The organism is Streptomyces sp. RP5T (assembly GCF_003933965.1).
GTDB lineage: Bacteria > Actinomycetota > Actinomycetes > Streptomycetales > Streptomycetaceae > Streptomyces.
On record NZ_RSAJ01000196.1, the window covers coordinates 1 to 14,245 of the forward strand.

The window sequence follows — 14,245 nt, forward strand, 5'->3', positions numbered from 1 at the left end:
CGTCGAGACAGGCCACCTCGATCGCCGCGTACACGCCCCGGACGTCGAAGGCGGGCGCGGGGACGGGGCCGGGCCGCGGGACTTGGGCGGATCGGCGCGGTCGGCCCAGCGCCGCCACGGGGCAAGGCGTTTCCGGTGCCCTTCCGCGCCATCGGCGCTGGACAGGTGCGAGGGTGCTGGAGCTCGGCTCGCCTTCTGAGAGTGACCGGGACAGCCACGGCGCTGTGGCTATCCCGGTGGAGAGCCTGACGCCTGTGCATCGCCGGGAGGCTGCTGTGCGCCCAGCAGGTTAAGAGGGGTGCGTTGCTCCGGCAGCCGAGGGTTTTCGGCGAGGCGGCTTTGCAGTCGGGCATGGCGGAACTGGTAGGTCGAGTTCACTCTGCGCAGGATGCCGAGGCGATGGGCATCTGCGAGGAATGCCTGGAGCCGCCAGGGCAGGTGCCCGCAGGCAGCGAATTGGATCCGGGCGATGACGTAGTACGGCCAGGCGCAGGCGGCCAGTGCGAGGACGAACCCGATGGCCCCGATGTCGAGGAGCCGGAAAGCGGTCACGATCGCGAGATCTGTAACCGTGTTGGGGAACCAGATACTCGTCCTGACACCGGCGTCAGGCAGGACGAACAGGACGGCGCACGCTCCTGCGCCGAGCAGTGCGAGGAGACGGTCAGCGTGCAGCGTCTCTGCGGCGGTTTCGCTGTCGCTGGCAGCGGAGGCAGACCTGATCCAGCGGAAGAGGGCGAGTCCCGTTCCCAGAACGGCACCGATCACCAGTCCGTCGCGCAGACTGCCCAGGAAGCGAGCTTCTCCATCGCGGTGCACGTATGCCGCGTAGCTCGTGAAGAAGACAGCGGATGAGACGGCGACACATGCCACGCTACCCAGTGCGCGGGGCAGTCGTTGCCGCCACCGGGACATGCCGGGGCGGCCGCGGTTTGGCAGTTCCGGCGGAGCGGGCAGGCCCGCGGCGAGGAGGACCAGCCACAGGCACACGCCGACGAAGGCGAGGGCTCCGAGGAACCTGTGCGCGAGGTTCGTGCCGGGGAGGAAGGGCACGGTGGCAGGAGTGGCGGCCAAACCGCCGCTGAGGGCCACAAGGGCGCAGTAGCCAGTCCGATGCCCCACCCGCGTCGGGAGGACCGATACCCGGCTGCTGAGGAGAAACATGGGCACGACCGCAGCCGCTTGCGCCATGCACATCGGCACGATCTCAAGTGGCGCCCCGAAGAAGAGCACCAGGAACGGGTTGGTGACAAGGTGTCCAACAAGAGTGATCGCCAGCCAAGTAGCGGCTCGCCGCCAGGGCTTGGTCAGCGCGGAGCTCCACGTATGGAGCTGCCACCAGGCAAAGTCGAAGGCGCCCTGTCTACTCAGTCCCTGCGCAATGAACGCCAGGTAGCGCCGCGCTTCGTCGGGGCCCCAGCCCCCGGTAGGGGCCTGTCGCCGGGAGCGCGCATAGAGAGTGGGAATGAGCGCATCCAGCAGGTGGCGCTCAATGGCAGGAAGATCGGGAAAGCGGCGAAGGTCGGTCAGCTCGGTGGGGTCACGGTCTCCGCCGGCGTACACAGATCGGGCCATGGTCGCCATCAGAGGGCTGGTCAGGACGTGGCCGACCGGCGATTCGGGGTTCCGGGTGAGGTGATCGGCCAGGGAGTCCCATGCGGGACGCTGTTGGGTGGGAGCGGCCAGGCGTAGCGCAGCGAGTGCGTCACCGATACCGAGCGGCGTGGGCTCCAGGACAGTTGCGTTCGCCAGGGGCGCACTTTCCCGTACGGCGCGCGCATAGTCGTCGGTGCGGCAGGTCAGTACGAGCGGTGCGTCAGCCGGCAAGGTCTCGTTGAGGGCTGCCAGGACCGCTGCTCGGCGAGCTGCGGGTACCTCATCCAGCCCGTCGAGGACGGGGATCAGACGGTGCTCGGTGAGCAGTTCCACGATGGAGCTGGTGCCATATCGCTGGACATCGCTCAGTGCGGAGTAGTCCTCAGTGACGCGGCGTTGCAGCCAGTCCCGAGCGTTCTCACGTGACGGGTCGAAGGAGGACAGAGGGCACAGCACTGGCACCGGGTCATCGGAATCGCGTGTCCGCAGCAGTGCGATAAGTAGCAGGATCGCAAAGGTCGTCTTTCCCGAACCACCAGGCCCCAGTACGACAATGCGTTGACGCGTGGCTCTCTGGAAGGTCTCAATCAGCTCGTCGGGGTCGTGCGCGTGGCACCGGATTGCGGTATTCGCCTGTGTGCCATGGTCTGTGAGCTCCCCGCGCCGGCAAGGTGTCCAGACCGCGGGCAGGGGTGCAGGGGCGAAGAGCTGCCGGAGGATGGCCTCGTCCTCCCACTGGCGCCGGACAACGCGGGCAAGTGTCTTCGCCGTCTCCGAGATCTGCTCCGTGTCGGAGCTCTTGTGGTGTGGCTTGCCCCGCCACGCCCAGACTGCCAGGAACCCGAGCAGGCCGGCCACAGTCCCGACCACCGAAGCGGCGGCGGAGACTTGGTCAGAACCTCCCAGGGCCCACACGGACATCAACCCACCGGCGGTCACGGCGCATACCGACCATGCCACCATCCAGCGCCCTCGCATAACCACTCAACGGCCAGATGCCCGAGCCGGTCACCCTCGCCTTGGACGGGACAGGACCCGTGGGTCTGCTGCAGGTTCGGGTGACAGGTTCGGTCACGCGGCCTGGAGGGCCGGTGCGGTCATGACGATCTCGAATTCGACGGGGGTCAGCCGGCCGAGGGCAGCTTGTCTGCGGCGCCGGTGGTAGGTCTTCTCGATCCAGGTCACGATCGCGATCCGTAGTTCCTCGCGGGTTGCCCACGCCCGGCGGTCGAGGACGTTCTTCTGCAGCAGGCTGAAGAAGGACTCCATGGCCGCGTTGTCGCCTGCAGCTCCGACCCGTCCTATCGAGCCGATCATCCGGTGACGGTCGAGGGCCTGGACGAACTTGCGGGACCGGAATTGGGCGAGTTCAACTGGTGGTTGCAACACCGGGATGTTCTAGCGAGCGTAGCTGTTCCTCGAACACCTCCGCCGGGGTCTTCCAGCCGAGGATTTTGTGGGGCCGGTTGTTGATGGAGTAGCCCACGATCCTGTTACTGAAGACGTCCTTGACTGCGCAGAGGTACAACTTCCCTTCGCTGGTGGCATGCTCGGTGATGTCCGTGAGCCATAGCCGGTTCGGGCCGGACGCGGTAAAGCTGCGGTTCACGAGATCGTCGTGCACCGGCGGGCCAGCCTTCTTGTTCCTGCCGCGCTTCTTCCCGAACACGCTCCACCAGCGGTTGTCCCGGCAGATCCGCCAGGCAGTCCGGTCCGCCATCCCGGCTCCGGCGCCACGGGCTTCATCGGCAAGGAACCGGTAGCCGAACTCCGGGTCGTCACGGTGCGCGTCGAACAGCGCGTTCGCGCGATACGCCTCCTGCACCATGGCGTCGGTCACCGGCTTGCCCAGCCAGCGGTAGTAGGGCTGTCTGGCGAGCTTCAGCACCCGGCACGCAACCGTGACGGGCACCCCGTCCACGGCCAGCTCCTTCACGAGCGGGTAGATCCTTTTCCCGGCAGATGCGCCTGCGACAGATAGGCCGCCGCCCGGCGCAAGACCTCGTTCTCCTGTTCCAGCAGCTTGATCCGCCGACGTGCTTCCCGCAGTTCCGCGCTCTCGTGGCTGGTCGTCCCGGGCCTGGATCCGTCATCGATGTCCGCGCGGCGCATCCATTTCCACAGCGTCATCGGATGGACGCCGAAATCTTTGGCCACCTGCTCGACCGTCACACCCGGGCCACGGTTCCTCGCGACCCGCACGACGTCCTCGCGGAACTCTTCCGGATAAGGCTTGGGCACAGCAACATCCTTCCCACCCGCCCCACAGGGCAAGCCAGTTCAGATGTCACCCGATCGTGCGGCAGACCCCCGTTGTCTGTTCAGGACAGCGCGGCAGAGACCCGTGGCGTGTCACTTTGCCGTCCCAAGGGTCGGACAAGGACACCCGAAATACGAACCTGCACGTCGCCCGCATGATGAAGTCGGCGGCGGGTGTGTCAGCTGTTGAGGCACAGCCGCGCTGCTGGAGCCTCCGTTCGCGTGCCGTTCCGGACGACGGAGTACGTGTCAGAGGCGGCACGGTCGGGGCGCGGGGTCACGAGTACCCCGTAGCAGCCGTTGGTCGCCGCGGTGCTCAGGGTGATGGTTGCGTGACCGCCCCGGGCGTTGACGCCGTCCAGGGGGAAGTCGACGACTTCCGGAGCCCCCGACACGTCGCTGGGCTGGTACGACATGCTCTTGTGGGACCCGTCGGCGAATCGCACGTCGATGACCAGGGATGAGTTCATCACGGGTCCGTTTTGGCTGTACGGGCCGAGGTCGTCGGTCCGCTGGAAGACAGGGATCCGCAGGACGCGGTCGTGGCTCCGGGCGATGGTCAGGGTCTGTTACATCCAGGCGTCGTCACCTACCCGGCAGTCCGGCTGGTACTGCGTACGGCGCACCGTGGAGGCGAGGGGCACCCGTACGGTCGCGGAGCAGGTGTAGGGCTTGATGTGGTGGTCCCGGTCGAAGCAGACGGGGAACCAGTAGGTGCTGGAGATGGCCTGGCTGTTGTCGCCGTGGCTTACCCTGCCGTCCTGAACGTAGCTGTTGGGGCCTGTTCGGTAGCCCCACACCGAGGCCAGGACGACCGGTCCTTTGCCGAGGGCAGGACGCTGGCCGCCTTGTTCTGGCCTCCGCAGCCGTTGGGCGAGACGACGGTCCCCGACGTCAGTGCGGCTCCCGTGTCTCCTGCCTCGTTGGTCCAGCTGCCCAGGGGGTCGGTGGCCGTGATGTAGGTGACGGGCACCTCGCAGTTGCCGCAGGTGGGGCCGCCCTGGATGTACCAGTGCCCGGCGTGCTCGAAGAAGCCGACGGCCTCGAAGTCCACCGCGCTCATGGCTTTGGTCGGGGTCCCGGTCGTGGCGGTCATGTCGGTGTCGAGCTGCGGCACCCAAAATCCCACAGGGGAAGGGAGCCGTTGCCCTTTGTGCTGTCGAAGGTGCCGGAGAAGGTGTCGGTGACGATGTACGCATTTCCGTCGGGGCCGGTAGTGATGTCGTAGTCGTGCGCGAGGTGGTCGTCGGCGACCTGCCGGATGTCGCTCCAGGGGCCGACGGGCGTGTCGGAACGGGCGTAGTAGAGGCCACCGGTCGCCGAGGGGTTGGAGCTGTTGACCATGAAGTAGATGACGTACTGGTGCAGTCCGGGGCTCCATTCGACCTGCGGCTTCGGTGTCCTGATCTGCTTTCCGCCCAGGGTCGGCTGGAAGACGCCCTCGGAGTGCCAGGTGGTCAGGCCGGTCGAGGAGTACATGCCGATGCCGCACTGGCACGCCGCGGGCGCTGAAAACCACCGCCCGCGGCGCCCGCGGCGTCTTTGGACGTGAGCGGCATGACGGCCAGCAGCCCAAGTTGCCGGCCGATCGAGAGCGACGTGTCGGTGGCCGGGCGATGTAGAGGGTGGCCAGCGAGAGGTAGGTCGCCGCGCCGTCGAGGGCGAAACTGTTACCGGTCGGCACGACCAGGCCGACCCCGGGCCGCCCCCGGGCCGCTCTGCGCCCATGAACGGCAGCTTGCGCATCAGCCCCGGTAGCGCAGGCTCGGCTGCCGAGGTGCCCAGGACCAGCCAGAACTCCGGGTATGCGTCATTGCAGACTCCCTGATCGCGCGCCATCGGCCTCGATTGGTGTCCGCTGCGGCGCCGGCCGCGGCGAACGAGGTCCGTTCGTCCGGGCGGCCCGCGCGCAGACCTTCGGAGCCGCGCCGCATACCTGCCATACGTACGCCCGATGGACCTTCGCCGACCGAATTCTTGTTCCGGACCGACCCCCTCCTTACGCTGCCACCACCGCACTCCGGCGGGCACGGGAGCAAGGGACTTGGGAAATCATGGGTCGACTGGCCGGGAAAATCGCTTTGATCAGTGGGACGGGAGCCGGAATCGGCAGGGCCGCGGCGCTGGTTTTCGCTGCGGAAGGCGCCACCGTATTCGGCTGTGATATCGACGCCGAAACCGCCGCCGAAACCGTGGAAATGGTCGAGAAGGCCGGCGGCGTCATGCGTTCCCTCGCTCCCGTGGACCTCTCCACGGAGGACGGCGCCCGTGAGTGGATCGACGCCGGTATCGCGGCCTTCGGCGGGATCGACATCCTCTACAACAACGCCTCCGCGCTGCGCAACGGCCCGTTCGAGACGATGCCGGCCGAGGACTGGTACTTCACGATCAAGAACGAACTGGACATCCCGTACTTCTGTACCCGTGCGGCCTGGCCCCACCTCGTCGCGCGCGGCGGCGGCGCCGTCCTGAACGTGGCCTCGGTGGCCGCCGTGCGCGGCGCGCCGTTCATGCCGATGGTGCCGCACGGTGCCGCCAAGGGTGGGGTGCTGGCGATGAGCAAGCACCTGTGCGCGGCCGGCGCCCCGCACCGCATCCGGGTCAACACCATCGCCCCCGGCATGACCCGCACCTCCGCCACCGCCCCCTTCCTGGACGACCCCGACGGGCCCAGGGCCCAGCTGGAGGCGCGCATCCCGGTCGGCCGGGTGGGGCAGCCCGAGGACATCGCCCGCGCCGCCGCCTTCCTGTGCAGCGACGAGGCCGCGTTCGTCAACGGCGCCAACCTGATGGTCGACGGCGGCGACAGCGCGATGGCGGGCTGAACGCCGTGACCGTGCGACTCGACCACGTGGGCGTCAACGTGCGCGACCTGACCGCCCAGACCGACTGGTACACCACGGCGTTCGGGCTGAAATCAGTCTTCACCTTCCACCTCGAGGGTCCGTGCCTGCGCGGCGTCGTCCTCGAACACCCGCAGGGCTGGCGCATCGAACTCCTCGCCAGACCCGGCTCCGCGCCCGGCCTCAGGGCGCCGGACCCGTTGACCGCCGCCCTGACCGAGGGATACGGGCACTTCGCGGTCACCACCCCCGAACTCGACCCCGTCTACGCGGCCCTGGTGGCCCACGGAGCGGGCGAGGTCATGCCTCCCGGGCCTTCCCCGGAGCCCGGTGTGCGCATGGCCTGGGTCACCGACCCCGAGGCAAATCTCATCGAAATCATAGAGAAGAACGCAGAGTGAGGGCACGCACGATGACGGATTCGATCTCCCTGAAAAAGCTCGACAGAGGGACACTCATAGCGTGCTGTCTCGCCGTGGCGGCGGCACAGCTGTGCATTACGGTGCCTTCGCCGATCAACGGCAATATCCAAGCCGCATTCGGTGCGTCGGGTTCCCAGGTGGCCTGGGTCACTTTGGCCTTCATTCTCCCCACCGCGATTCTTGAACTGAATTTCGGCGTGGTCGGCGATCTCTTCGGCCGCAAGCGTCTGCTGGTTCTTGGCGGATTCGTCCTGGCGCTCGGTGAACTCCTCAACGCCACCTCCCAGAACGTCACCATGCTCTGGAGCGGCCAGGCACTCGCCGGTATCGGCGCCGCCGCGCTCTTCCCCAGCTCCCTCGCGGTGATCGCGGCCGCCACCCCCGAGCAGAAGGACCGCGCGAAGGCGGTCTCGACCTGGGCGCTCAGCATCTCCCTGGCCTCGGCCGTCGGCCCGCTGTCCTCCGGCGTGCTCGCCACCGTCGCCGACTTCCGCTGGGCGTTCGTGCCACCGATCGTCCTCGGCGTGATCGTGGGTGTCACGAGCTGGTTCATGGTCACCGACTCCAAGGCGCCCGAGGGCCGCTCGCTGGACTGGCCGGGCCAGATCACCGTCGCCGTCGGCCTCACCGCCCTGCTGTGGGGCGTCATCGAGGGCGGCGACCGCGGCTGGAGCAGTCCGGCGATCATCGGCTCCCTCGCCCTGGCCGCCGTGGCGCTGGCCGGCTTCGTCGTCGCGGAGAAGCGCTCGGCGTCCCCCATGTTCAACCTGGACCTGCTGAGGATCCCGTCGTTCGCCGCCGCGGCCGTCGTCGCGCTGGCCGGCATGTTCGGGTTCATCGGCACCGCGTACTGCGTCTCCATCCGGCTCGGCGCCGTGATGCACCTGAGCGCACTGCGGGCCGGTATGCCTTTCGTCATCCTCCAGCTGATCCCGCTGCTGCTGGCGCCCGTGCTGAGCCGCATGCTCACCCGCGTCGAGCCGCGCTGGCTGCTGATGGGCGGCCTGCTGCCGATGGCCGCCGGCCAGTTCTGGATCGCCGCGCTGCCCATCACCACCACCTCCCTCGCCGCCTTCATCGGCCCGGTGCTGCTGCTCGGCGTCGGTTTCATCTGCGTCGTCTCCTCCCTCACCTCGGCGGCCGTCAACGCCGTACCGCTCAACATGACCGGCATGGCCAGCGGCGCCACCAGCCTGGTGCGCGAGTTCGGCCAGGCGCTCGGCCCGGCCGTCATCAGCGCCGTCGCGATGAGCGCCGCGTCCTCCGCCCTGGCCGGCAAGCTCAGCGGCGCGGACGCGGGCATGGAGGCGGCTGCGGGTCCTCTCGCGGTCGTCAACGCGGGCAGCGACGCCGCCCGGGAGGCCGCGCAGGCGGCGCTCGCCCACGGCATGGCGCTCGGCGTGACCGTCTGCGGCTGCGCCTCCCTGCTGGGTGCGCTGGTCACCCTGGTGCTGGTGCGCAAGAGCACCTCGCGTTCCACGGCGGAGGCGGGCGAACCGTCGGTTCAGCCCGCGTCCGCGTAACGATCCGTGCGGTTCGGAGGCCGGGGCCGAGCCCCGGCCTCTTCCGCGTGCCCGGTGCACGGCACCGCATCCGCCGGGGCGACATGCGTGAAGGCGGCGGCACGGCATGCGTGAGGGCCGCGGCACGACATGCGTGAGCCCCGCCGGCCGGCACCGTCCGCGGTGTCCGGCCGGCGGGGCTGTGGCCGGCGGCTGAGGTCAGGTGGCGTCCAGCGCGTTGGTGATGGCCTTCACGCCACCGTGTGCCGAGTACCCGCCGTCGACCGTGATCTCCGCCCCGTTGACGTACGACGCCTCGTCGGAGAGCAGGTAGACCACCAGCGGGGCCACCTCGTCGACCGTGCCGGGCCGTCCCTGCGGTGTCATCGACAGGTGCGCCTCGACGAACACCGGGTTCGCGCTCGACATCAGCGGCGTCTCGATGTAGCCGGGGTGGACGAGGTTGGTGCGGATGCCGCGGCCGGCCAGTTCCAGCGCCGCCACCTTGGACAGTCCCCGCAGCGCCCACTTGCTGGCCGTGTAGGCGACGGCGTGGTGGGCGGTGAGGGCGGCGACCGAGCCGACGTTGACGATGGAGGAGCCGGGCGGCATCAACGGCATCAGAGCCTGGATGCCGAGCAGTGCGCCGGTCGTGTTCACCGCGAACGCCCGGTTCCAGTCGGCCAGGTCCACCTCGCCGAGGCGGGCCCGCATCGGGATGCCGGCGTTGCTGACGAGGCCGTGCACCGCCTCCAGGCTGGCCGCGAGCGCGGCCCAGTCCTCGGGCGAGGTCACGTCCAGGTGCGCGAAGGTCACGTCCAGGCCGTCAGCGCGCGACGAGGCCGCCAGCTTCTGCCCGGCCTCGTCGAGGACGTCGGTCGCGATCACCGTCGCGCCCTCCCGGGCGGCCGCCGTGACCTCGGCGGCTCCCTGTCCCTGCGCGGCCCCGGTGACGACGACGGTCCGGCCCGACAGACGCATGCGGCTCACGGCTTCCTCCCACGGGTGCGGGAGCCCACTCTCCCGGGGCTCCTCGCGTCCACGCTAGGAAGCGGCGCTCAGCTCCGGAAACGCGTGTTCGCCATGCCTGTCATCCACGGGGACGATCTCGGGCTGCGGCGGGTCGCCCAGGGCGGCCCCGACCCTGCGCACCGTCTCGCGCAGCCACCGGTGGGCGGGGTCGGAGTGCCGGTTGTGGTGCCAGTACATGGCCTCCACCAGCGGCACGTCGGGGAACGGCGTCGGCACGACGGCGCACCGCGCGAAGCCCTCGTAGCGGCGGGCCAGCCGTTCGGGCACCAGGGCGACCAGGTCGGTGCCGCTGACCAGGAACGGCAGCACGCTGAAACCGGGCGTGCTGACCTGCACCTTCGGCGTGATGCCGAGGGTCTCCAGCTGGCGCTCGGCGGGTGTGTGGCTCTTGCCGATGGCGCAGGCGGCGTGCGGCATCTCCGCCAGGTCGCGCAGGCCGAGCCGTCCGTCGACCAGCCGCGGGTTGTCCGGGTCGACCAGGCACACGAACCGGTCGTGCATCACGGCTTCGCTGACACCGGGCAGCTGGTAGCCCAGCGGCACGACCATCAGGTCGTGGCAGCGCAGATGGGTCTCGTTCTCCAGCTGCCCGTCCACGATGGAGTGGAAGTCGATGCGCACCCCGGGTGCCTCCTCGGCGATGACCCGTAGCAGTGGCTCCACGAACACCGTCATCACGTAGTCGGACATCACCACGGAGAAGCGCTGCCGGCTGCGCGTCGGGTCGAAGTGCCGGGTCAGGGACAGCGCCTCCTCCGCCTTGTGCAGCGAGGCCTGCACGACCGGCAGCAGCCGCTCCGCGAGCGGCGTCAGCTCGTACTCCCGGCCCACCCGCACCAGCAGCTCGTCGTTGAAGTGGCGGCGCAGCCGGGCCAGCGAGCCGCTCATGGCGGACTGGCTGGTGGACAGCCGCACACCCGCGTGGGTGACGTTCTTCTCCTCCAGGAGGGCTTCCAGCGCCACCAGAAGATTCAGGTCGATTGCTCCGAGACCCATCCGTGTTTCCTTCCGGCCGCGTCGTTGAAGCTCGGTGAAATCGGAGCGTAACCGGGGCGTTCCCGGCGAGGAAGGGTCGGGTGGACAATTCACAGGGACCCGATGGCTGCCATCGGATCCCTGGATACGTGCTGGTCGGAGGGGTGTGGGCTACGGCCGGGGGGTCCGCCCCCGCTTGCGTGCCCGCGGCAGGTAGGCGGCCGCCCGCCCCGGCACGACCCGGTTGGACAGCGTGCCGAGTCGTTCGACGGTCAGCGTCACCTCGTCGCCGGGCGCCAGCGGCGGCGGGATCCGCTCGCCGAGGCGGCCCCAGAACTCCGCCAGCGCCCCCCAGCCGCAGGTGCCGGAGCCGAGGACGTCCCCGGGGCGCACCCAGGCGTCCCGGGAGGCGTAGGCGATCATCTCCTCGAACGTCCAGGAGACGTTGGCGAGGGTGTCCCGGCCGATCAGCTCGCCGTTGAGGGTGACCGTCATCTCCAGGTCCAGGAAGCCGTCGGCGTCCCGCCGGTCCGCCACCTCGTCCGCGGTGACCAAGTAGGGGCCGAGCGTGTTCGCGAAGTCCTTGCCCTTGGAGAAGCCCAGGCCGAGGTTCTTCTCCGGCTTCTGCAGATCGCGCGCCGACCAGTCGTTGAAGACCAGGTAGCCGACGATGTGCTCGCGCGCCCGCTCGGGCGTCAGGTCCCGGCCGGCGCGTCCGATCACCGCGCCGACCTCCAGTTCGAAGTCGAGATCCGAACAGCCCGCCGGCATGGGGACGTCGTCGTGGGCGCCGTAGCCGGCGTGCGGGTTGGTGAAGTAGAAGTTGGGGGCCCGGTACCACTCCTCGGGCACGTGCTCGAGGCCGTCCAGCGACTTCGACACGCCCTCGATGTGCGCCTCGAAGCCGACGAAGTCTCGGATGGAGGGCGGCTTCAGCGGCGGCAGCAGCCGCACCTCGTCGACCGTGAGGCCGCTCGGCTGCCGCAGCGCCTCCGCGCCGGCCGTGCGCAGCGCCTCCCGCTCGATCAGGGCGAGGACGGTGACCCCCTCGGGCAGCGGATGGACGATGCCGTCCCGGACCACCCCGGCGCGTTCCTCGCCCTGGTACTCGTACGTCGCGAAACGCATGCCTACTGCTCCCAGTGGTTGGTGTTGGTGACCGTGCCGGTGCTCAGGTAACCGGCGAACAGGCCCTTGGGATCGCGGACCGCCCGGATCTCCTGGAGCCGCCGCCACTGCTCGTCGCCCATGAACTTCAGCTGTCGGACGGTGAAGTCGGAGTCCCCGAGGTACTGGCCCGCGGTCACGGGCTGCATCGCCTCCATGGCCCCGTCCAGCCAGGTCCGCAGTTCCGCGTCGCGCCCCGGTTCGTCATGGACGACGTAAGCGGCGCAGTAGATCTCGGCCTGCAAGGAGAAGGCCATGTCGGGCAGTTGACGCAGTGGGGCCATGGAGAACCAGATGGTGAAGGTCCGCCGGGTGGGGTGCTCGGTGAACGCCTTGCGGATCGCCGGCACCACCTCCTCGGCCGGCCCGGTCAGCCAGGCGTTGTCGACGAAATAGCGGTGCCCCTCGGGGTTGGCGGTGCGCTGGCCCGTGAGCTGTTCGGCGATCGTGGTGGGCTGCGCCTCCACCCGGAACAGCGCCCGGTCGGCGTACGGGTTGGCGTGCAGCGGGGCGAGCGCCTCGGCGGCCTGCTGCGGGGTGTCGGTCATCGACACGCCCGTGACCAGCAGGACGGGCTCGTCCCGGTCGGGCGGTGTCTGGGTGACCGCGACGATCTCCACCAGCTCGGAGACCGTGTGGTGCATGCCGTGCAGCCAGGTCATGACCTCGTCGAAGAGGTCGAGCGGGTAAGCGTGCACGGTGTGCGCCAGATGCCGGGGGAGCTCCCGGGTGCGCAGGTGGAAGCGGGTGACGACGCCGAAGAAGCCGGGGCCCGCGCCGCGGGCCGCCCAGAACAGGTCGCTGTTCCGCGTCTCGTCCGCGCGCACCAGTTCGCCCTCGGCGGTGACGACGTCGATCGCCGCGATGTTCTCCGCCGCCCAGCCCCAGCCGCGCGCGTTCCAGCCCTGCCCGCCCTGCAGCAGGAAGCCGCCGATGCCGACGGAGGGGCAGTGACCGCCGTTGAAGAACCGGCCGAACTCGGCGAGGTAGGGGTTGAGTTCGTCGCCGCCCTTGACACTGGGTGTCGCCGACACGATCCGCGTGTCGGGGTCGTAGGCCAGTTCGCGGAAGCCGCCCAGGTCGATCAGCAGGGCGTCCTTGCGCACCGACCAGGCGGCCCAGCTGTGGCCACCGGAGCGGACGGCGACCTGCCAGCCCCGCTCCAGGGCGAGCCGCACGCCCTCGACGACGTCCTGCTCGGTGACGGCCTCCAGCACGGCGGCAGGCCTGCGGTCGGAGGGGCGGCGGGCGTTGAAGACCCGGCCGACGCAGGCTTCCTCGAAGCTCTGGTCGCCGGGCAGGTGCAGGGTGCCGGAGAAACGGTTGTCGTTCATGAAGGTCTCGCTCACTTGACCGCGATCGGATTGACGGGGGCGCCCACCGCTCCGGTGACCGGAAGGGGCGCGGCGACCAGCAGGAACTCGTGGACGCCGTCGGCCGCGCAGTCCTCGGCCAGCGCCTCCAGGTCCCACATCTCGCCCAGCGGCAGCCCCATGTTGGGGATCGCTATCTGGTGCAGGGGGGACATCGCCGGCTCGGCGAACTCGTACGGGCGCACCTCGAGGCCCCAGGTGTCGGAGGCGACGGCCGCGATCTCCGTACGGTGCAGCCAGCCGAGCGTGGTGAACGACAGCCCAGGGGCGTCGCCCGCCGCGTACGTGGCCCAGTCGCCGAGCCGACGCACCCGGCCGAGCTGCCCGGTGCGCACCAGCACCAGGTCGCCGCGGCGCACCGTGGACGTGGCGCCCTGCGCCTCGATCGTGGCGCGCAGGTGCTCCTCCAGGATCGGGAAGCCGTCCGGCAGTTCGCCGTGCTCGTCGCCGACGGCGCGGCCCACGTCGAGCAGGACCCCGCGTCCGGTGAAGGCGTCGCGCATGTGCTCGATGCCGGTGACCGAGTCGCCGTCGCCGTTGACGATGGTGCACGGGCGGCCGTTCCACGCCTGCTTGTTGTCGTAGATGTGACCGAGGCCGTCCCACTGGGTGGACGCCTGGAGGGGCATCACGACGTGGTCGTCCGCGCCGCCGAAGCCGTGCGGGAAGCCCTGGGTGCCGGCCGCCGCGTCGGAGCCGGTGTCCTTCATGTAGTGCACCGGGTTGATACGGCCGCGGAACCCGCGCTGCGGTCCGTCCTCGTTGAACTCCAGCGCCAGCGAGAAGGAACGCCCGCGCCGCACCAGCCCGGCCGCGTGGGCCCGTATCGCGTCGTCGAGGAAGTTCAGCGTGCCCAGCACGTCGTCCTCGCCCCAGCGGCCCCAGTTGCGGTAGGCGGCACGGGCCTTGGCGAGCTCTTCCTCGATGGGACCCAGAGTCATCGGGTACGTCCTAATCCTTGAGTAAGCGATTCCGGTTGGCTTCGTCAGGGGCGGCCAGGACTGTTGATGTGGTGCGGTTTGCGGCGGCCTCGTGGGCACCGGGCTGACCCCTCTGGGTTCCTGGTCCTCTGAGAC

Annotated in this window: 12 protein-coding genes and 1 pseudogene; 3 read left to right on the forward strand and 10 right to left on the reverse strand. The window is 69.5% G+C overall.

What is annotated here, in order from left to right:
* Positions 1 to 228: 228 nt before the first annotated feature.
* The 5 genes and pseudogenes from EHS43_RS21080 to EHS43_RS21105 all read right to left on the reverse strand — a co-directional run bounded on the left by EHS43_RS21080 (position 229) and on the right by EHS43_RS21105 (position 5,334).
* Positions 229 to 2,454 carry an NACHT domain-containing NTPase gene (locus EHS43_RS21080; RefSeq protein ID WP_185806340.1) on the reverse strand — a complete coding sequence of 742 codons (2,226 nt, stop codon included), beginning with the start codon at positions 2,452 to 2,454 and terminating at the stop codon, positions 229 to 231.
* Positions 2,455 to 2,667: 213 nt separating this feature from the next.
* Positions 2,668 to 3,837 (reverse strand): annotated as a pseudogene (locus EHS43_RS21085) (IS3 family transposase).
* Between the two features lie 197 nt (positions 3,838 to 4,034).
* Entirely contained in the window at positions 4,035 to 4,325 is a 291-nt protein-coding gene (locus tag EHS43_RS21090; protein WP_125192327.1) for a hypothetical protein, read from the reverse strand.
* A gap of 278 nt (positions 4,326 to 4,603) precedes the next feature.
* Entirely contained in the window at positions 4,604 to 4,972 is a 369-nt protein-coding gene (locus EHS43_RS21100) for a hypothetical protein (protein WP_125192329.1), read from the reverse strand.
* Positions 4,948 to 5,334 (reverse strand): family 43 glycosylhydrolase, encoded by a 387-nt coding sequence (locus EHS43_RS21105; protein ID WP_125192330.1) that lies wholly within the window; start codon positions 5,332 to 5,334, stop codon positions 4,948 to 4,950. Before EHS43_RS21105 ends, EHS43_RS21100 begins: the two co-directional genes overlap by 25 nt.
* Before the next feature lie 575 nt (positions 5,335 to 5,909).
* Here EHS43_RS21105 and EHS43_RS21115 point away from each other — a divergent pair.
* The 3 genes from EHS43_RS21115 to EHS43_RS21125 are packed head-to-tail and all read left to right on the forward strand — an operon-like array spanning position 5,910 to position 8,643.
* Entirely contained in the window at positions 5,910 to 6,680 is a 771-nt protein-coding gene (locus tag EHS43_RS21115; protein ID WP_185806341.1) for an SDR family NAD(P)-dependent oxidoreductase, read from the forward strand.
* A gap of 5 nt (positions 6,681 to 6,685) precedes the next feature.
* Positions 6,686 to 7,099 (forward strand): VOC family protein, encoded by a 414-nt coding sequence (locus EHS43_RS21120; RefSeq protein WP_125192331.1) that lies wholly within the window; start codon positions 6,686 to 6,688, stop codon positions 7,097 to 7,099.
* Between the two features lie 11 nt (positions 7,100 to 7,110).
* A complete protein-coding gene (locus EHS43_RS21125) occupies positions 7,111 to 8,643 on the forward strand; it encodes an MFS transporter (RefSeq protein WP_125192332.1) in 1,533 nt (510 codons plus the stop codon).
* 198 nt (positions 8,644 to 8,841) lie between these two features.
* Here EHS43_RS21125 and EHS43_RS21130 read toward each other — a convergent pair whose 3' ends face one another.
* From EHS43_RS21130 to EHS43_RS21150, 5 genes are all read right to left on the reverse strand, one after another.
* On the reverse strand, positions 8,842 to 9,612 hold the full coding sequence (locus EHS43_RS21130; protein ID WP_185806342.1) for an SDR family NAD(P)-dependent oxidoreductase: 771 nt from the start codon (positions 9,610 to 9,612) through the stop codon (positions 8,842 to 8,844).
* 54 nt (positions 9,613 to 9,666) lie between these two features.
* Entirely contained in the window at positions 9,667 to 10,650 is a 984-nt protein-coding gene (locus EHS43_RS21135; protein WP_125192333.1) for a LysR family transcriptional regulator, read from the reverse strand.
* A 150-nt stretch (positions 10,651 to 10,800) separates the two neighbouring features.
* Positions 10,801 to 11,757, reverse strand: coding sequence for a fumarylacetoacetate hydrolase family protein (locus EHS43_RS21140; protein WP_125192334.1), 957 nt, complete (start codon positions 11,755 to 11,757; stop codon positions 10,801 to 10,803).
* A gap of 2 nt (positions 11,758 to 11,759) precedes the next feature.
* Positions 11,760 to 13,145, reverse strand: a complete 1,386-nt coding sequence (locus tag EHS43_RS21145) for an FAD-binding oxidoreductase (RefSeq protein WP_260470635.1) — start codon at positions 13,143 to 13,145, stop codon at positions 11,760 to 11,762.
* Positions 13,142 to 14,110: a cyclase family protein gene (locus tag EHS43_RS21150; protein WP_125192335.1), complete on the reverse strand. Its 969-nt coding sequence runs from the start codon at positions 14,108 to 14,110 to the stop codon at positions 13,142 to 13,144. The genes EHS43_RS21145 and EHS43_RS21150 overlap by 4 nt, the downstream gene beginning before the upstream one ends.
* Positions 14,111 to 14,245: the final 135 nt, after the last annotated feature.